Source organism: Opitutus sp. (genome assembly GCA_024998815.1).
Classification (GTDB): Bacteria; Verrucomicrobiota; Verrucomicrobiia; order Opitutales; family Opitutaceae; genus Rariglobus.
Window position 1 is genome coordinate 1,121,147 of record JACEUQ010000001.1, and the last position, 19,938, is coordinate 1,141,084.

The window sequence follows — 19,938 nt, forward strand, 5'->3', positions numbered from 1 at the left end:
GAATGGTTAAAATGGTTCAGCGGACGTTTATCTCCAGCGGCAAACGCGCGTAGATCCCGCGCGGGTCATTGAACTGTCCCAACACCTTGGCCTCCGACTTCAGGCCCTCGATGACCTGCGAAATCAGGCCCCGATGGGAACTCTCCATCGGCCGCACGTTCTCCAGCCAACTCTGCAACATCTCAGGAAAAGTCAGCGACTGCGGAAACTCGGTGAGTTGATAATCCGCCTCCACCGCCGCAGCCTTTGCCGCGTATGCAATCGCGGCGTCGAGTCCGCCCAGTTCATCGACCAGGCCGAGCTTAAGCGCCTCGCGCCCCGACCACACCCGCCCGCCCGCGATGCGGCGGACCTCGGCCGGCTCAAGTTCGCGCCCCTCGGCTACCTTGCGGATGAACTCCCCGTAGATCCACTCCACCATGCCCTGAAAAACCGCCAGTTCACCTTCGGTTTTGGGCCGCGAAATGGTGAAAATATCCGCGTAGCGCCCGGTCTTCACGCTGTCCCACGTCACGCCCAACTGGTTCGCCATTTTTTGTACGTCAAAGTGGATACCCACCACGCCAATCGACCCGGTTATGGTGGTCGGCTCGGCAAAGATCCGGTCGCCGTAAGCGGAAATCCAATACCCTCCCGAGGCTGCGTAACTGCCCATGGAAACGATCACCGGCTTGTCCTCCGCCGCGAGCCGTAGCTCGCGCTGAATGTGCTCCGAAGCCGTGGCTGAACCGCCGGGGCTGTTCACGCGCAAAACGATGGCCTTCACGTCGTCGTCCTGGCGCAGCGCACGCAGCTCGCGGGCAAAACGCGCCCCGCCGACCTCGTCCCCCTCACCTTCACCGTCGACGATGGCGCCTTCCGCATAAATAACCGCGACCTGATGCGCGGGGCTGGACTTGGGCGCCGGCAAAGAGCGGGCATAGTCCGTGAGCGTAACCTGTTTAAACGCATCAGCCGGATCGGTCACCCCAGTGGCTTTTTTGAGCTGCTCCAACACCTCGTCACGATAGGCCAGCCGGTCGACCAGATGCGCCTTTAGCGCGGACTCGGGCCGGATCACGCCCTCGGCATCGATTAACTCCTGCAACTTGGCCGCAGGCTGTTTGCGGTCGGCGGCGATATCCCCGCGCAGATCACCCCAGAGATCGCCAAGCAGTTTCTCCATCTGCTCGCGATTGGCCGGGCTGAGATCCTTGCGCACGAAGGGTTCGGCGTAGGATTTGTAATCGCCCACCTTGGTCACCTGCACGCCCACCCCGAAACGCTCAAAGGCCCCTGCATAAAAAGTCGGTTCGCTGGCCAGACCGGGCACCACCAGCGAGCCATAAGGATCCAGCACCAAGTCGGTGGAGCCGGCCGCCAAATAGAGGTCGCGAGTGGTCGCGAAATCCAAGTAGGCAACCACCGGTTTACCCGAGGCCCGAAAGGTCGCCAATGCCGCACGCACCTCAGACAACACCGCAAAACCCGTGCCGTAGCCGCTGGGCGAAAGGCTGCCGAGCATGACCACCCCGGCGATATGCGGGTCGGTGGCCGCCGCCTTCAATGCGCGGGTCACCGTGCGCAACTGGACCGACTGGGCTTTGTCGCTGGCAAACAGCGAGCCGAGCCCCGCGCCATCAAACTCGGGCGGGGCATCCGTGATGTTGGCGCCAAGATCGAACACCAGATAAGTGCCAGGGGCCACGGCGACGGCCTTTTCTTCAAACGCAGAGGCCAAAAACAGAATGCCGCACGACACCAGCAGAAGACCCGTGACCGCGAAGGCCAAGCCCGCCAGCGTGCCAAGGAAGGAGGCAAAGAAATTCTTCATAAAAAAGCACCTTAACTAGCCGCTCGGGGCACTGCCAAAGCTTTTCGCGTCAGCCAGCTATATGAGGACGGGGCGCCGCCCAACTGGCGTGCGGCGCCCCGATTTCCCCCCACCCGAGTTGAGTGCATTATACTCAGTAGCATTCAAGTTGAGGCGGCATTCTTGAACTCACGCTCACGGCCACACTCGTTGTGAACACACGCCTTGTGGCCTTGAGCGTGAGCTCAGGGTGTTTGCCCAAACGCATCCACCCCAGGAACCGATTGAGTTAAGAGCATCGTGATCGCGAATGAGTATTCCCATGCATGCGATCAAGCGGGCATTCGCCCCCCCGCGCTACAGGGGATAAACACTTGCACTAGGGCTTATTAAAACCAGAAACAAAGGCACCGAAAGCACCCAGCCGTCAGGCCCCTGGGTTTATTGCAGTCATTAGCCCGCCCACCGTATCACCGCGTTGCCGCTCATTTAATCCGATCCAAAGATGCCCAACTCCACTGACAAGCCCACTCCCAGCCGCAAGGCGCTCAGGATCAATCTCGACGAACTCAAATACGGCACGTTCGCCGAAATCGGCGCAGGTCAGGAAGTCGCACGGGTGTTCTTCCAAGTGGGGGGAGCCGCCGGCACCATCGCCAAATCGATGTCGGCCTACGACATGACGTTTAGCGACATGATCTACGGCAAGGCCCCGCGTTATGTCTCACATGAACGGCTCGAGCTGATGCTCAGCCATGAGTACAAACTGCTCAACGAACGCCTGGGCGAAAAACGCGGCGCCACCACCACCTTCTTCGTGTTTGCCGACACCGTTGCCGCCCGCAATTTCCGCGGGACCAACGAATGCCACGGCTGGATGGGCGTTCGCTTCCAGACCGAGCCCTTTGGCCCCCCCAGCGACATCATGATCCATGTGCGCATGTGGGATAAGGACAACCTGCTCCAACAACAGGCGCTGGGCATCGTCGGCACCAACCTCATTTACGGGGCATTTTACCTTCGAGATCAGCCCGAGGAGCTCATCAAGTCGCTGCTCGATTCAGTCGGAGCCGACCGCATCGAGGTGGACATGCTGCGTATGACCGGCCCCGCATTTGGCGACATTGATAACCGCCTCATGTCGCTGCACCTGGTGCGCCATAAACTCACCAACGCGGTCATGTTTGGCAATGGCGGCCGGGTGCTCCAGCCCTCCGAGTTTCTCTACAAAAAGGCCGTGCTCGTGGAGCGCGGCAGTTTCCGGCCGGTCACCTTGGTCAACGCGGACATGCTCGCCTGCGCGTGTGCCCAATTCACGCAGGAGCCCAAGGTGCAAAACCAGGAGTTGGTCCTGCTCATGGAAATCACCATGAACAACCTGCTCGCCTCGGGCGAACTGGATGCCACCGACTTCCTTTCCCGCGTCGATTTACTCGGGGCCATCGGGTTCAATGTGCTCATCTCGGACTACTCCGAATACTACCGCCTCATCGCCTACTTCCGGCGCTACACCCAAGAGATGATCGGCGTGGCGCTTGGGGTCAGTTCACTGCAGGCGATCTTCAACGAGAAATACTACGAGGAACTCCCCGGCGGAATTCTGGAGAGTTTTGGCCGTCTGTTTAAAAACGGGGTGAAGCTCTACATCTACCCGATGAATCCGCACGCCTATGACTACCACCGCGCCGTAGAAAACAGCGGCGGTGCAGGCGTAAACGTGCCGGTGCCGATCGCGGCTACCGAAGACCTGATCACTGCGGAAAACATGCAAGTTGAGCCGCACCTGCGCCACCTTTACAGCCACTTGATCGAAAACCACTACATCGAAAGCATCAAAGGCTTCTCGCCGGCGATCATGAGCATTTACTCCCGCGATGTCTTGCAACGCATCAGTCGCGGTGACGCCAGCTGGGAAAAAATGGTTCCGCGTCCCGTGGCGGACGCGATCAAGGAGCGCCGCCTGTTCGGTTACGTTCCACCGAAGTCGCCCTGAGTGGCGTTAGCGGATTCCCGCCCCGGAAGTGTAGCCGCAAAAGATCGCAGAGAGCGCAAAGAGGCGTCGGGATCGAGATTGTCTTTGCGATCCCTGCGTTCTTTTGCGGCAAAAATCCGATTCCGCTATGGCTATAGATACACCCAGACCGGAATGGCGCTTAGTTAAGGGCGCTATCGTCCGTCCTGATTAGATCGCCCCTTCAGGGCTTGTGCACTTTACACCATGATTCCTAGGGCGTTGCCCTAGGCTGTGGTAGAGAGCCCCGTTGGGGCGGTCGGGCCTAACTCAGTGCCATTCCACCCAGACCGCGTTATCGGCCCCCGATGGGCGCTTCATCCAGCGCCAGCTTCTCGGGATAAGTGACACGCCCCCGCATCAGGGAGTCGTCGCCAAACGTCGCATGGCGCACGTCGGCCAGGCGCACCGCTTGCGCCACCACGTCCGGGCGTAACCCCGTGAACATGCCCTTGGCCTTTTCGTCGGCAAACAACACCGGCGCCCGGTAGGCGAACAGGTAGTCGAGTTGCCTCGAACGCAGCAGCTCACTGATTAACTGTGCGCCACCTTCGAAATAGACCCCCGCCACCTTTTGCTCGGTACAGCGGCGGCGAAAATCAGCGAAATTCACCCGCTGCGTCGGGGTATCCATCACCCAAACCTGCACGCCCAGATCCCGGAGTTTTCGCACGTAGCCCATGCCGCCGTGGGGCGTAGTCACAACGATGGTACGCGACCGGTACTCATCAGTATAAACGTGCGGCAGGTGGGCGTTGCTCACCGTGCGCAAAAGCCCATCGAAGACAAAACGCAGAGGGCACCAGATCGAACCATCGGGCGCGCGGGCCGTCAGGCGGGGATTGTCCTTCAAAACGGTCATCGCCCCAGCGGCGATGCCGGGAAAATACCGGCGCCAATGATGCACATCGGCCCGCGCCGCTTCACCGGTTATCCACTTCGATTCCCCCGACCTGCAGGCGATCTTACCGTCGAGGGTGCTCGCCACCTTGGCCGCCAGCAACGGGCCGCCCGTCACAATCGTGTGGTTGAAAATCAAATTCAGGTCCGCGCACTCGGCAGCCATCACGCCGGTGAGCACCTCTACACCGGCCGCCCGAAGCAGCTCAAAGCCCTGCCCCGCATGGGCCGGGTTCGGATCGGTCGCGCCCACCACTACGCGGCGAATTCCGGCAGCACGAATGGCGTCGCAACACGCCCCGGTGCGGCCGTGGGTCGAGCACGGCTCCAAGGTAACATACAAGGTTGCCCCCGGGGCCGGAGGTCGCCCCAGCGCGGCCAACGCCACGCGCTCGGCATGGGGGCCCCCGTCCTGCGCGTGAAACCCCTCGGCCACTACCTGGCCGTTCTCGACGATTACCGCGCCCACCAGCGGATTGGGATGCGTACAACCCCAGGCCTGCCGAGCCACGCTAAGCGCGCGGAGCATGAAAAACTCATCGAGATTAAGCGCGCTCATCATTGAACCAGGGAAGAAACGTCAGCCGCGGGTATTTTAAACTAATGCGGGCAAAACTTAGCCGCGCACGTGCGGGTTGGTGCGTTTTTCGGTGCCCACGGTGGTGGCAGATCCGTGCCCCGGATACACCGCGGTCGCATCCGGCAACGTATAAATCTGCGTGCGAATGGAGTTGAGCAAAATTTCAAGCCCGCAGCCGGGGAAGTCGGTGCGCCCGATGCTGCCTGCAAACAGGGCATCGCCCACAAACGCCGCACCTTCTTTGGCGAAGTAAAACAGCACGTTGCCGGGGCAATGCCCGGGCACATGACGCACTTCGACGGTTCGCCCCAGTGCCTCAAAGCGGTCGCCTTGGGCGACCCAATGGTCGATCTGCAAGGGCTCTAATTTGATGCGACCGCCCAAAAACGCCGACATCATTTGCGGCGTCTCAAACATCGCTTTATCGGCCAGGTGGCCGCGCGTCTTGGCGCCGCTAGCCCGCACCACTTTTGCGGCATCCTGCGTGTGGTCCCAGTGCCCATGGGTGAGCCAAAGCTCCACCAAGCGGCATTTTTCCTCGGCCAAAATAGGTTCAACCAAGTCCCAAATATCACCAGGAGCATCGATCAAAACAGCCTCACCCCGGGCGGAGGCGGTCAGCAAAAAGGCGTTCGTCTCAATCGGACCAGAGGGCAACACATGCAGTTTCATATCCCGGCAAAAACAACCGGAATCCCCCCGGCCGCAATCCGATAAAACCTCGGACGACGCGGGCGGGTGCCGCCCTGTGCTCAAAAGCTTGGAAGCGCCCGCCAGCACTCGCCCCCACTTCCCCACTTGCCAGCGCCGCGTCGCCCTTGCTTAGTCGTCCCCCTTTATGCCGACCCTTAAATTCGCCGTTCTTCCTGGAGACTACATCGGGCCCGAGGTCATGACCGAGGCCCTGCGCGTGCTCGACCACGTCGCCAAACAGGAAAACCTGACCCTTTCCTACCAAATCGCCGATGTCGGCGGCGCGGGTATCGACAACCACGGCAAGGCCTTGCCCGACTCCACCCTGGCGATCTGCCAACAGGCCGACGCCATCCTCTTCGGCTCGGTCGGCGGTCCGAAGTGGGAAAAACTCCCGCCCAAGGAACAGCCCGAGCGCGCCGCCCTCCTGCCCCTGCGCAAGGCCTTCAACCTGTTCGCCAACATCCGCCCCGGCCTGCTCTACTCCGACTTGACCGACGCCTCGCCGCTCAAGACCGAGCGCATCCCCAACGGCATCGACATCGTTTGCATCCGCGAGCTGACCGGCGGCATCTATTTCGGTCTGCCGAAGACCACCACGGTCCTCCCCAACGGTGAAGAGCAGGCCGTCGACACGATGGTTTACAAAACCTCCGAGATCGAGCGCATCGCCGAGGTCGCCGCCGTCACCGCCAAGGCCCGCGGGCGCAAGGTCTGCTCGGTGGACAAGGCCAACGTGCTGGAAACCTCTGTGCTGTGGCGCAAGGTGGTCACCGCCTATTTCGCCAAACACCACCCCGACATCGCTCTCAGCCACATGTACGTGGACAACGCCGCGATGCAGCTCGCCCGCGATCCGAACCAGTTCGACGTGCTGTTCACCGAAAACATGTTCGGCGACATCCTCTCCGACGAGATGGCGGTCATCTGCGGCTCGCTCGGCATGTTGTCCTCAGCATCGCTCGGGACGGGCAAAAACTCGCTGGGCTTGCCCTACGGCCTGTTTGAACCCGCCGGTGGCACCGCGCCTGACATCGCAGGCAAAGGCATCGCCAACCCCTGCGCTCAGGTGCTCTCGGTTGCGCTGATGCTGCGTTACAGCTTCGGCCTCGACGCCATTGCGACCCGTATCGAAAAAGCCGTGCGCAAGACCGTCGCCACCGACGGCATTCGCACCGGCGACATCGCCTTCGGCAAGCCGGTCGTCGGCACCAAGGCGATGGCCGACGCCATCATCGCCAACCTCTGAGTTGGCGCATAAACTGCCGGCTGGCGCGTATCGGGGTGGTCGCAGTTCCGACCACCAAGATCGGCCTGAACTGTGGTTTCGATCCACGCCCACTCCGTCGCCCGTTTCGTGAACACGCCGAGGGGGCGGAGTGGACTACGAGGTTTGCGGCAGCCTTGAGCTCACGCTCAAGGCCACACTCTTCGTGGCGTTTTAATTTAACATGTAGCCGATTGAAGTAGCGCGGACTTCCAGTCTGCTCCGAGAGAGAAGGCAGACTGGAAGTCTGCGCTACTCCAAGCGCCCGCCGCTGCCACTAAAGCACTAGCGCAGAGGAGCGAGATCGTCGTCCGTTTGCGCCAATTTCACGAAGGCCTTGTCGAGACCGCAGGCAGTTTCAAGAAACGCCCGCGCGTCCTCGAGGTTGCCCAACTGCGCCTCATAACAGGCGAGGTTGAAGTGCAGCATCGGCTCAAGCGGATGAAGACCGAGCCCGTGCATTAAAATCGTCCGTGCATCCAAAATCCCACTATGCCGGCGGGTGGCGTAGGCCCACTGGATCCAGTGCCCCGCTTCCTGCGGCTCACGGCCACACACGACGGCCCCGACGCGGGCCGCGTTTGCCCAATCGGCCCGCTCGGTGTGCACCGTCAGCGCCATGACCAACACCGGCGTCGCGTCGCGCTCAGGTTGGGTGATTTCGCCCAACGCTTCGGCCGCCTCGGTCTTCAAACCGAGGAGCAAATAACCCTCGGCATAGCCCAGTTGCCTGCGGGTGTGGATGGACAGCGTCATGCGGCCGCTATCGGAACCGGACACCCGGCACCTGACAAGCTTCGGGCCCCGGCCTTTCGGATTGAAGGAGATCGGCGTAGCGAGGGCTCGACTCGTTCTCATTCGCTTAATCGCAATGCCTGTAAGGCATGGCCAAGATAGATTTAATCACCTCTAAATCAAGACCATGGGCGAGACGCCCATGCCACGTTACGAGCCGATGAAAGGGCGGGACGCCCAAGGCACTCGGCCCCGTCCGGACGTAGCATGGGCGTCCCGCCCATGGGATTGACGTGGCATGGGCGTCTCGCCCATGGGATTGCTGCTGTGTCGGTTATGGTACTTTTAGGAATGCCTTACAGGCATTGCGCTTAATCGTTCTCGTTCGTCAGGAGCTTGTAGCGGCAGATCGCCTTTGCGGGAGAACGATTAAGATAAAGAGGAAAGAGAAAGAGTTGGGGCCGCGCCCCCCCTCAGCGCCACTCGTGGCGCGGGTAACGCCGCGAGAGTTCGGCTTTCACCTTCGGGTACATGTCGCGCCAAAAACTCGTCAGGTCGTCGGTGACCTGAATCGCGCGATGGTTGGGCGCGAGCACCTCAAACTTCACCGCCACCCGCCCGTGGGCGATGGTGAAGCGGCCATCGACGCCGAACAGTTCCTGAATCCGCGCGCTCAATACCGGCGGGCCTTCCTTGTGGTAGGTCAGGCGCGCTTTGCGCCCGTTGCCCATCGTCAGTTTTTCCGGCAGGTAATCGTCGAGCACCGCGAGTTGCTCGGGGCGCAGCCAGTCGCGCAACGCCGGCATGACCGGCTTGTCCTTCAGCTCGCGCGCCCCGTAGCTGCCATAACACACCTGCTCGACCAACGTGGCGCGGTCGGCCTCGGTGATCGGCGTGACTTCCAGCTCGGGAAACCACTCGGCGAGGCGGTTCACCCGCACGATCCACTGGTCCACCGCCTCGTTCCACTCGGTGAGAATGATGTTACCCGCCAACACTTCGCGGGCCAGCAGCGCCGCCGCATCACTCGGCGGCGGTTCGTCGGCGGTGAGCTTCGACTCCAACACGAGGTCGCGAAAGCGCCGCTCACGCCGCGCGATCACCCGCCGCGCTGACTCATCATAGACCACGCCGACCGCGTCGCGGTAATCCGCCGGGAATAGCTCCTTGAGCCACGCTTCCTCGATGGCGGTGCCGAGGGAGAGCAACACACTGACCTCGCCGCCGCGCCCCTCGACTTCGCTGATCTCGGCAGCCACCAGCAAGGCGGCCTTTTGCACCGCGCTTTCACGGGCGAGCATGCCGCGGCGGTTGTGCACCAAGTCGCAGCGCAGCGTGCCTGCATCGAGACGCTTGGCGAGCTGGTCGGAAAAGCCCGCCAGCACGCACTTGCGCACCGCCGTGCTGTCGAGGGCCGGCTCGCTCACGTCGAGGCCCTCCTTGGCGGCGATTTCCAAGAACTGTTTGAACAACGGCCCCACTTGGCGTGCGCCCTGGGCGTGGATGCCCAACCGCCGGCAGGCATCGACGGAGTAGCTGGCGTGTTCGGCGTAGCGCCACGCCCGCATCAGCAGGAAAAAGTCGCTCTCGGTTTCCTCGCCCAAAAGGTCGTCACGGGCTTCGTCGACATCCCGGGTTGCCCCACGCATCAGAAACGAGCGGCCCTGGGTCAGCGAGGCCATCAACGCCACCGTGCGCACGCAACCGCGCGCGTCCGCCTCCAGCAGCATGCGCGCATAACGCGGGTGCACCGGAAAGCGCAGCATGCGCCGGCCGGTCTCGGTGATCGACAGCGACGAAGTGGCATGGGCGTCCCGCCCATGGGCTTGGTCCGTGAATCGGGCGTCCCGCCCATGATTACGTCCGCCTACTCCTCCCCTTCCGAGCGCACCCAAATCAGCCAGCAACATCTCGGCGCGCTCGAGCGCCTTCGGCTCCGGCTTTTCCAGCCAGGGAAACGCCGCGATGTCGTCGATGCCGCTGGCTTTGAGCGTCAGCACCACTTCGGACAGATCGAGGCGGCGCACCTCGGGCAACTCCTGCAACGCCCGCTGCGCATGCTCGCGCTCGGTCCACAGGCGCACGCACACACCCGGCGCGGTGCGACCGGCACGACCGGCGCGTTGGTCGGCGCTGGCCTGGGAGACTTTTTCGATGAGCAGGGTGTTGATCCCGCGGTTGGGATCGAAGCGCGCGACGCGGGCCAGGCCGCAGTCGATCACCACGGTGACGCCGTCGATCGTCAGCGAGGTTTCCGCGACGTTGGTCGAGACGATGATCTTGCGCTGCTCGTAGCGCGACACGGCGCGGTCCTGCTGCTCGGGCGGCAATTCGCCGTGCAGCGGGAAAATCACGAAGTCGCGCAGATCGCGCTGCACCTGCAACGCCTGCAAGGTCCGGTTGATCTCGTAGGAGCCGGGCATGAACACCAAAAAGTCGCCCTCGGTTCGGTTGGCGATGCGGACGCACTCGCGGGCGGCCGCCTCCCACACTGGTTCTTGATCGAAGTTAACCGCCTTCGGCTGGTATTCGATGACCACCGGGAAACTGCGTCCTTGCGAAGTGAGTACGTCGCACGGGGCGAGGTACGATTTTAACACCACGGCGTCGAGCGTCGCCGACATGACCACGATTTTCAGGTCGGGGCGGGTGGTTTGCTGGATCTGCAAAGCGCGCGCCAGCGAGATGTCACCGTACAGGTGCCGCTCGTGAAATTCGTCAAAAATGAGCGCCGAGATGCCCTTGAGCGTGGCGTCGAAGGACATCTGCCGCAGGAGAATTCCCTCGGTGACAAAGCGGATCTTGGTGCGCGCCGACACCCGCGATTCCAGGCGGATTTGGTAACCGACCTCTGCGCCGAGCTCGCAGCGCATCTCCTCGGCCACGCGTTTGGCCAACATGCGTGCGGCGAGCCGTCGCGGCTGGAGGACGACGACCTCGCCCTTTTCCAGAAACCCGTGGGCGTGGAGCATCTGTGGCAGCTGGGTGGATTTACCCGAGCCGGTGGGGGCCTGCACGATGATCCGGCCCTGCGCGCGCAGACTCGCCAGGAGGGCGGATTCGAGTTCGTAGATGGGAAGGTCGCGCGGAGAAACAGGCATTTCGTTTAGATTCTTGTTTTCCGGCTACGCCCCCATGTCCAGCTTCGGCGCATGTTGATTCGTACCCTGCTGGCCACCGCCGGTCTTTTCTTGATCAACGCCCTCCCTATGCACGCCGCTCCCCTGCCCCTCTGGCCCTCCGCCGCTCCCGGTGCCCTCGGTGACAAACCGCAGGACATCCCCACGCTCACCGCCTTCCTGCCGACCGCCGAAAAACGCAACGGCGCGACGATGTTGATCCTTCCCGGCGGCGGCTACGGCGCCTTGGCACCCCACGAGGGCAAAGGCTACGCCGAGTGGTTGGTGGCCCAAGGCGTCACCTGTTACGTTTTGCAATACCGCCTCAGCTCCCACGGTTATCGCCACCCGGTCATGCTCAACGACGCCGCGCGCAGCCTGCGCACCGTACGCGCATGGGCACGCCGCGACGGACTCGATCCCACCCGCATCGGCATCATCGGTTCCTCGGCTGGAGGCCACCTCGCCTCGACCCTGCTCACCCACTTCGACGACGGCCAAGCCGACGCCACCGATCCGATCGAACGGGAAAGCTCCCGCCCCGATCTCGGCATTTTGTGTTACCCAGTGATCACCTTGGAGACCTACACGAACCAAGGATCTAAGAATAACCTGCTCGGTAAAAACCCACCCGCAGACCTCGTTAAATTTCTGTCCAACGAGCAGCAGGTCACCGCGCAAACCCCGCCTTGTTTTATCTGGCACACGGCCGAAGACCAAGCCGTGCCGGTGGAGAACTCGCTGCTGTTCGCCTCGGCACTCAGCCGAGCCAAGGTGCCCTTCGACCTGCACATCTACCAAAAAGGTAAACACGGCCTCGGCCTGCCGGCGCATGGCTCGGGCGCCCCGCCCTGGGACACCGCTTGCCTCAATTGGTTCGGCCAGCGCGGGTTTTTGAGTGCACCCGCACGCTGAGTAAATCGGTTGGCCGGTCTGCACGGGCGGCATATGCCAGTTTACAGCGGGGACGCCTAAGCGTGAGTGGAAGGTAAGTAATACGGTGCTTTAGCCCGCAAGTTTGCGGGCATTTCTGGCTCGATCGCCGATGCGGGCTGAAGCACCGCACTACTTACGATCAGACACTTTAAATATTACTACCTACTAGTGCACCCCACACGGCGCACGGATGCCGTGAAACGCACGGCATCCGCGGTAGAATATCACCCTATTCGCGATTTCCATCGGCGGTGAGAAGATGCGTCATGTTCGGCACATTCAGACTCGCGCTCGCGTTATTGGTCGTCGATTTCCACCTCACCGGACGCCATGTGATCGGCTGGTATTCGGTTTATGCTTTTTACACGTTGAGCGGTTTCTTGATGACGCTGGTCATCACCAAGAAATACACGCTGTCACCGGCCGGCCTAGCCGACTTTGCGACCAACCGCTTTTTACGCATCTACCCGCCCTACCTTGCCATGGTGGGTTGCGCGGTGGTCATGCTGCAGTTCCCCATCCTCAGCCAACGTGCCGATGCGCTTACCAAGGGTGATTTAGGCATGCCCGTCGGCGTCATGGACTGGTTTGAAAACATCTTCATTTGGGGTTGGCACATGCGGACGCCCAAACTGGTGCCCCAAGCGTGGACCATCTTCCGTGAACTGTTCTTCTGCGTGCTGATATTTTTCCCGTTCGCCCGTTACCGTTGGCTCACCCTGGGGTGGTTCGCTTCCGGAGTCGTGTATGCGCTCTCTCATGTCGTGCGCGGCGTGGGGTTGATGGAGGTCTACACCACGTTCCAGAATGCGGCGATCTGCTACGGTGCTGGCTGCTGCCTGTTCCATTTCCAAAAACAACTGCGTGGTTTCACCCGCCTGCGCATCCCATTGGTGTGCGTGCTGTTGGTTGCTCCCTTCGTATTCGAAGCCATCCGCCCCGCGCTTTTTAAAGACCACTCAGTGGTACCGCTCTACATCAATACGATTTTCTCCAGCTACCTGATTCTCGCCCTCGCCGGCCTGCGCAGCTCGCCTCGCTGGGTCGAGTGGGACCGCCGACTCGGCAACCTGTCCTACCCAATCTACCTGTGCCACTACCATGTTGCCGTGGTGGTTGCGGCCTGCCTGGGCTGGTCAGGGGCAAGCGACGACAGGCTCTTGTGGGCATCGTTTCTCCCCATCTTGGCCGTTTCGTGGATGATGAACCGGTATATCGAACAAACCATCGGCTACGGCTATGATCAGCGCCGCCCGCTGTGGTCGAGCCGCTGGCCGCAGACCAAATCCAACAGCGCGACCGAACAGGCGGCCGCCAGCCAACCGACCTCGGCATCGCCTTAACCTCTCAATCCGGCAGTTGAATTTAACCACGGATTGCACAGATAGCACGGATAGATAAACTTGCATACTATTCCCCGCTAGAATGCAACTCACCCCTGTGGTGTGCATGAGGATGCTATAACGCCTTGGTAATCTGTGCATTCCGTGCAATCTGTGGTTCAAATACTTTTTCTCGGTTTAATCTGGAACGCCTGAGTGGGTCGGCGCGATCTTGCGCAATCTACTGGGCATCTTCTCGTTCGCTCATCCACTCGCTGCATTATTCAGTGCAACTTGCCCGATTATTTCGGGGGGGGGGGCGTCAAGTGTTATTCATCAGGTTCCTCGACGATTTAGGTAGGTAGCCTGAGGGCGACCAAGCATCGAGCTGGTTGTAATCATTCGCGATCAAGAAGAGGCAAATTGGCCAGGGACGGCCAAAACCCTACATTACCAACAAGACAAATGGATGGATTCTTTTGTGTTGGCCGTCCCCGGCCAAAAAATCGGCGAAGCGCTCATGGGGTGGGCACTTCCGTACCAGATTTAGCAAAGCAGAATTAGGGCCCAGAAGGGGTTAACGGATTGAGTCCGTGACCGTCGCTTTTACCCACCGGAAACCTCGATGAGGCAAAAAATTAAGAATAAATGTTTATGGTTCCTCAAGATGTGACGATTTAAGATCTACACCCCCTTGGCCAACGGTGCACAGTCGGCTACCTTTAATCTGGACCAGCCCTTTTTCACGTGTCTACCCCAACCCTAATCACCCGACTCAAAACCTTCTGGGGGTTAGCGCGTCCTTTCTGGATAACCTCGGACGAGCGAAAGCATGCCTGGCTGCTCATGGGCATCGTTTTGTTGTCCTCCATCGCCCAAAACTGGATCGGCATCCGTCTCTCGTATTGGAATCGCTCCTTTTTCGACACGGTGCAACGCGGCGACTATGGCTACTTTGTCCACCTCGGCGGCGTGATGATAGGCCTCATATTCCTATCCATAACATTCTGGCTTGTAGAGGACTACGTTTTCTCGTCGCTCAAAATCCGCTGGCGACGCTGGATGACATCGCGGCTGCTCGATCAATGGCTGGGAGACCGCGCCCACTACCTCGGCCAACTCGACTCAATCCACGGCGATAACCCCGACCAACGCATCAGCGAGGACATCCGCAACTTCGTTTTTACCTCCCTCGATCTGCTCATGCAGGCGATCTCAGCGGTGATCGGCTTCATAGCCTTTGTGGTCATCCTATGGAACCTCTCCGAGGGTCCTCCCACCCCGCTAGGCATTCCCCCTCCGGTGAATTTACCCGAGACACTCGCCTGGCTCACCCCGGCGTATGTCATTTTATGGCGGGCGTATGAAACCACCATGGCGTTCATCACCTCCATTCCGGGTCACCTGGTCTGGTTTTGCTTCCTGTATTCCTGGCTGGGCAGCTGGCTGGTAAATCGCGTGGGGCGGCCGATCATCGGCCTCGCCTACGAACAGGAAAAGCTGGAGGCCGATTTCCGCTTCGGCCTGGTCCGTCTGCGCGAAAACAGCGAGAGCACCGCACTCATTGAGGGCGAGCCGGCCGAACGCCGTACCCTCGGCGCAAGTTTTTCGCTGATCGTGGGCAACTTCAACGCCCGGCTCATCAAACAGGTTCACCTCAACGCCTTTAAGTCGGTTTACTTCCGCCTGTCCGACTCCGTCCCCCTAGTGCTGTCCGCCCCTCGGTTTTTCGCCGGCACGATCTCTCTGGGCCAACTCACGCAGTTAACCGGTGCGTTTGGACGCGTGCAGGGCTGCCTGAATTTTTTCATCAACAGCTACGAAACCATCGCCGGATGGTGGGCGGTCACCGAGCGACTCGACGGCTTTATGCGCGGCATCGAGCACTCCCATGAGCTGCGTGCCACCCAAAGCCGCATCTATTCCACCGGCAAGGTCGGCCATGAGTTGGTGGTAAAAAATCTAGCGCTGTTTCGGCCGGATGGAGAACCCCTGCTCGCCCCGGTGAACTTCACCCTCACCCCAGGCGATTCAGTCCTGATCACCGGCCCCTCGGGTTGCGGCAAAAGCACGCTCTTGCGCGCCCTCGCCGGCCTCTGGCCCTACGAGCAGGGCTTCGTCCACCTCCCGGCGCCGTTCCGCTGCATGGTTATGCCCCAGCGACCTTATCTGCCCATCGGTAAACTGCGCAACGTGGTCACCTACCCCGAGCCACCTGAAAAATTTACCGACGAAGCCGTGCGCACCGCGCTGGCGTTGGCGCAAGTGCCCTCGCTGGCGGGGCGCCTCGACGAAAGTGCCCATTGGTCCCAGTTGCTCTCGGGCGGTGAGCAGCAACGCGTAGCGCTGGCGCGGATCTTCCTGCTCAAGCCCGACTGGCTCTTTCTTGATGAGTCTACCTCCGCCATGGATGAAGCCGCCGAACACGCCTTTTATCTGAGCCTGCGCGCGACCCTGCCCGAGGTGACCTACTTGACGATCGCCCACCGTAGCACCCTGCGCGCGCTGCATGCCCGCCACTTCATCGTCGTCACCCAACAGGACAACAGCCACCACCTGACTGAATCGACGACCGGCATGGCCAATTGGTGAGGCGGCTCAGGGTGGATACACGCGCACGCAGCGCACCCTTTCCAACTGATCAAATAACCAAAACCCGTTGATCAACAGGTGATCGGGTGACTACCCCATGTTCACCGGGGCGGCGCGGGCTAAATAACGTCGACGAAACCGTGGATTTTCTAAACGGTAGACCCGTTCTTATCCCCAGCATGATGAAACCTCGATTACTCCTTGTGTTAGGATTACTCCTACTCAACGCAGTGCGCGCAGAGGAAACGGTCTCCCTGCTCAAGCCCGGTGAAGCCCTGACGTATAACGTCGGCTGGGGCCCTGTGAGCCATGCCGGTGAGATCAAAATCAGCGCCCAGTCCGAGGTGGTCGATGGCCAGTCGCAACTCCTAGTCCAAACCCAAACACGCACCCGCGGCGTCATCCGCAAGCTGCTCCGTTTTGACGGCACGGCACAGTCGCGCTTCGATGCCCTCAGCGGCCGCCTGCTGAGCGCCACCGCCGCCACGCTTTCGAAAAAGAAAAATACCCAGGCGTCGATGACCCTCGACTACGCCAAACGTGAAATCGGCTACGTCGACTATCTCGAACCCAAACGTTCCTCCACGCTGCCGCTGCCCGAAGGCGCACCGATGGACATGATCACCGCGCTGATCCAAAGCCGGGCCTGGGACCTCGAATTAGGCCAATCGCACGATGCGCTGGTGATGTTTGATAACGAGTTTTACCCGCTGCGAATCACCGCCGAGCGCGAGGAAACCATCTCCACGGCGAATGGCCCGCGCAAGGCCCTCCTCCTGGTCCCCCGCATGGTCGGTAACCCCAAAGGCATGTTCCGCAAAGGCGGCCAGGTGCGCGTCTGGGTTTCCACCGACCGCGAACGCCTGCCCCTGCGCTTTGAAGTCAGCCTGAAAGTCGGCACCGCCTACGCCACGCTCAGCGATTACCAGGCTCCGGCCGTCCTGTTGACGCGCCGCTGAGGCGTTTCTGCGTTCACCGGCAGCCGCCTTAAAGTAGCGCAGACTCAGACATCCTGACGCCCCTACGAGGCGAGAGACTGGATGCGGAACGTAGGTGAGACCATCCCCGACGAATCCAGTAGGGGCTCCGTGTCTTTCTCTTTCCTCTTTATCTTAATCTTTCTCCCTCTGAATCCGTATTAGTCCGACAAATAAATTTCATAAAAACATGTAGACTATATGTTTATGTCGTTAACAACGATTAGCGCAAGACCCTGACGAAAGAGAAAGATTAAGAGGAACGAGAACGAGTCGATCCCCTCGACCACGCCTTTAAACGGAATACTGGCGTCACGAAGATTCCACTCAGGCGTCAGGAAGTCTGCGCTACGTCGGTCGCTGGGCCGCTCACAACAAGCTGAGCTGGTTGTCGTCTGCCGGGGCGACGGTGATCTTTTTCTTCGGCTTGGCCTTGGGCGCACTCGCCGCGCTGGCAGGCAACTCCACGCTGGAGTCGTCGCTTTCCAGCTTTTGCAAAATCACCTTGGCGCGATCGATGACGCTGATCGGCAGACCCGCCAGACGGGCCACTTGAATACCGTAGCTGCGGTCGGCCGCTCCAGGGATCACCCGGCGCACGAAGACGATCTCGTCGTTCCACTCCTTCACCGCGACCGAAAAGTTGCGCAGGCGGGCGAGGTGTTTTTCGAGCTGGGTTAACTCCTGGTAATGGGTGGCGAACAGCGTGCGTGGGCCGCGTTCAGCGTCGCGGTGCAGGTGCTCAACCACCGCCCACGCGATGGACAAGCCGTCGTAGGTCGAGGTGCCGCGACCAATCTCGTCCAAAATAATCAGCGAGCGGTCGGTGGCGTTGTTGAGGATGTTGGCCGTCTCGTTCATCTCGACCATGAAGGTCGAATTGCCCCGAGCCAGGTCGTCGCTCGCGCCCACACGCGAAAAAATCCGGTCCACCAGCCCGACTCGGCAGCTCTTGGCGGGCACCCAGCAACCGACCTGAGCCAGAAGGGTGATGAGCGCGACTTGGCGGATGTAGGTCGATTTACCGGCCATGTTCGGGCCCGTAATCAGCGCAAGCTGGGCGTCAGTGGAGGTGAGCAACGTGTCGTTAGGCACGAATGCGGTGGTGCCACGACCGGCGGCGACCGCAGGGTTTTTGAGCATCTGCTCGACCACCGGATGACGGCCTTCGTTGATCTCCAACGCATCGCCGTCATCGAGCACAGGCTGGCAATAATCCCACTCCCGGGCCAGCACCGCCCAACCGGCCAGCACGTCAAGTTCCGCCAAGGTGTCGGCGGTCTGAGCCAAGGCGATGGACTCGTCGAGCACCTTGGCCACCAAGTCGGCAAACAAAGATTGCTCGCGGGCGAGGGCGTTCTCCTCGGCGTGGAAAATCTCCTTTTCCTTGGCGCGTAAATCTTCCGTGACGTAACGCTCGCCATTCACCGTGGTCTGGCGGCGGATGTAATCGCCGGGAACCAGGTGCAGGTTGGCCTTGGTGATCTCGATGTAGTACCCAAAATTATTGGTGAACTTGATCTTTAAACTTCGGATTCCGGTGCGCTCCTGCTCGGCGCGTTCGAGGTCGGACAACCAGGTTTTGTTGTCGCTGGTGAGCGAACGCAGGCGATCAAGCTCAGCGTCGTGGCCAGCGCGAATGTAGTTACCATCCGCCAAATCTGCGGGCAATTCGTCGGCCAGAGCCACCGCCAACAGTTGTCCAAGCTCGGGCAGCTCCTGAATGAGCGCGCGCAGGGAAGCAAGTCGGGAGTCCGGCCCGAACGCGGCGAGGGTCGCGCGAATGGCGGGCAGTTGCGCAAGGGTATCGCGGATTCCGCCCAATTCGCGCGGGTTGCGCAGTCGGTTTTGCAGGCGGCCGAGAATGCGCGGGATGTCGCGGACTTGGCCGAGGCCTTCACGCAGTTCGCCCAGATGCATCGGGTCGCCCAAGAGTTCGCCGATCAGGGCGGAGCGGCGCTGGATCTCCGTCAAATCGAGGGTCGGGGCGGCGAGCCAACGCTCCAGCATACGGGCGCCGGCGGAGGTGCCGGTGCGGTTGATCGCGGCGAGCAAGGAGCCCTCGCGTGTGGCCCGGGCGGATTGGAAAACCTCCAAGTTGCGCAAGGTCGCCGGATCGAGCAGGAGCGTTCGGGCGCTGCGGTATTCCTGAAGCGAGCGCAGGTTCTCCGGTTTGGCGCAGAGGTTTTCCGTGGCGTAGTGGACCAACGCGCCGGCCGGCCCGAGTCCAGGGTGGTCGTGGGCGAGACCGAAGCCTTGCAAGTTGAGCACGCCCAGCGTCGCCATGACGGTGCGCACCCCCTCGGAGGTTTCAAAGTGGTAACCCGGCAAATCGGTGCACAGGCGCGGCTCGCAAAAGGCATGAAGAGCGTGAGTGGCGGTCTGGTCGTGCGGAGCGGTTTTCCAACGTTCGATTTCTCCCTCGATGACGATCAACTCGGCTGGATCGAGTGCGGTTAGAACGGGCAGGAGGTTTTCGGGGCGGGAGTCAGTGGCGACCTTGAATTCACCCGTGGATAGGTCGAGCCAGGCGGCGTGCAGACCGGCTTTGTCCAAGGAAAGGGCGCACAGGTAGTGGTTGCGCTGGGCGTCGAGCTGGTTGGCGGCGAGGGTTGTGCCCGGCGAAAGGATACGCGTGACGGCGCGTTTGACCAGTTTACCGGGTTTTGCGGGCTCGGCCTGGTCGCAGATCGCGATCTTTTTACCTGCGGCAAGCAGCTTGGAAATGTAGTTATCGGCCGCGTGGTGAGGGATGCCCGCCATGGGCGTTTCGCCGCGCTTGGTCAGGGTGAGCCCGCACAATTTGGAGGCGGTGGCGGCGTCATCGAAGAACATCTCATAGAAATCGCCCAGCCGGAACAGCAGGATCGTGTCGCGCGGAAGGCCGCGTTTCACCTCGAAGTATTGCTGCATCATCGGCGTGAGTTTCTCGGGAGCGGAAGACATGGGGTGCGATGGGAACGGGGAACGCAGCGGAAGACACGAAAAAATCACAGGCAATTTTCACGCCCCTA

At 61.0% G+C, this 19,938-nt stretch carries 12 protein-coding genes; 6 read left to right on the forward strand and 6 right to left on the reverse strand.

The genetic code is table 11. The features are described from left to right. Window positions 1-16 precede the first annotated feature (16 nt). On the reverse strand, window positions 17-1,813 hold the full coding sequence (sppA, locus tag H2170_04860; protein MCS6299415.1) for a signal peptide peptidase SppA: 1,797 nt from the start codon (window positions 1,811-1,813) through the stop codon (window positions 17-19). A gap of 484 nt (window positions 1,814-2,297) precedes the next feature. On the opposite strand from sppA, the gene H2170_04865 reads away from it, so the two are divergent. Beyond that, window positions 2,298-3,785 (forward strand): TonB-dependent receptor, encoded by a 1,488-nt coding sequence (locus tag H2170_04865; GenBank protein MCS6299416.1) that lies wholly within the window; start codon window positions 2,298-2,300, stop codon window positions 3,783-3,785. Between the two features lie 313 nt (window positions 3,786-4,098). On the opposite strand, the gene ribD is transcribed toward H2170_04865, so the two are convergent. Next, window positions 4,099-5,232 (reverse strand): bifunctional diaminohydroxyphosphoribosylaminopyrimidine deaminase/5-amino-6-(5-phosphoribosylamino)uracil reductase RibD, encoded by a 1,134-nt coding sequence (gene ribD / locus H2170_04870; GenBank protein ID MCS6299417.1) that lies wholly within the window; start codon window positions 5,230-5,232, stop codon window positions 4,099-4,101. 87 nt (window positions 5,233-5,319) lie between these two features. Beyond that, window positions 5,320-5,955 carry an MBL fold metallo-hydrolase gene (locus H2170_04875; GenBank protein ID MCS6299418.1) on the reverse strand — a complete coding sequence of 212 codons (636 nt, stop codon included), beginning with the start codon at window positions 5,953-5,955 and terminating at the stop codon, window positions 5,320-5,322. 166 nt (window positions 5,956-6,121) lie between these two features. On the opposite strand from H2170_04875, the gene leuB reads away from it, so the two are divergent. Continuing rightward, window positions 6,122-7,225, forward strand: a complete 1,104-nt coding sequence (leuB, locus tag H2170_04880) for a 3-isopropylmalate dehydrogenase (GenBank protein ID MCS6299419.1) — start codon at window positions 6,122-6,124, stop codon at window positions 7,223-7,225. 303 nt (window positions 7,226-7,528) lie between these two features. Here leuB and H2170_04885 read toward each other — a convergent pair whose 3' ends face one another. Further along, the gene (locus H2170_04885; GenBank protein ID MCS6299420.1) at window positions 7,529-7,999 is read right to left on the reverse strand and encodes a hypothetical protein; all 471 of its coding nucleotides are present in this window, start codon (window positions 7,997-7,999) and stop codon (window positions 7,529-7,531) included. A gap of 452 nt (window positions 8,000-8,451) precedes the next feature. Next, entirely contained in the window at window positions 8,452-11,079 is a 2,628-nt protein-coding gene (locus H2170_04890) for an ATP-dependent RNA helicase (GenBank protein MCS6299421.1), read from the reverse strand. 51 nt (window positions 11,080-11,130) lie between these two features. On the opposite strand from H2170_04890, the gene H2170_04895 reads away from it, so the two are divergent. The 4 genes from H2170_04895 (at window position 11,131) to H2170_04910 (ending at window position 16,906) form a co-directional block, all read left to right on the forward strand. After that, on the forward strand, window positions 11,131-12,012 hold the full coding sequence (locus tag H2170_04895; GenBank protein MCS6299422.1) for an alpha/beta hydrolase: 882 nt from the start codon (window positions 11,131-11,133) through the stop codon (window positions 12,010-12,012). A gap of 287 nt (window positions 12,013-12,299) precedes the next feature. Beyond that, window positions 12,300-13,376 (forward strand): acyltransferase, encoded by a 1,077-nt coding sequence (locus H2170_04900; GenBank protein MCS6299423.1) that lies wholly within the window; start codon window positions 12,300-12,302, stop codon window positions 13,374-13,376. Between the two features lie 726 nt (window positions 13,377-14,102). Then, window positions 14,103-15,947 (forward strand): ABC transporter ATP-binding protein/permease, encoded by a 1,845-nt coding sequence (locus H2170_04905; protein MCS6299424.1) that lies wholly within the window; start codon window positions 14,103-14,105, stop codon window positions 15,945-15,947. Window positions 15,948-16,177: 230 nt separating this feature from the next. Next, complete coding sequence (locus H2170_04910; protein MCS6299425.1) at window positions 16,178-16,906, forward strand: DUF3108 domain-containing protein; 729 nt, start codon at window positions 16,178-16,180, stop codon at window positions 16,904-16,906. A 387-nt stretch (window positions 16,907-17,293) separates the two neighbouring features. Here H2170_04910 and mutS read toward each other — a convergent pair whose 3' ends face one another. Then, on the reverse strand, window positions 17,294-19,870 hold the full coding sequence (gene mutS, locus H2170_04915) for a DNA mismatch repair protein MutS (protein MCS6299426.1): 2,577 nt from the start codon (window positions 19,868-19,870) through the stop codon (window positions 17,294-17,296). Window positions 19,871-19,938 lie beyond the last annotated feature (68 nt).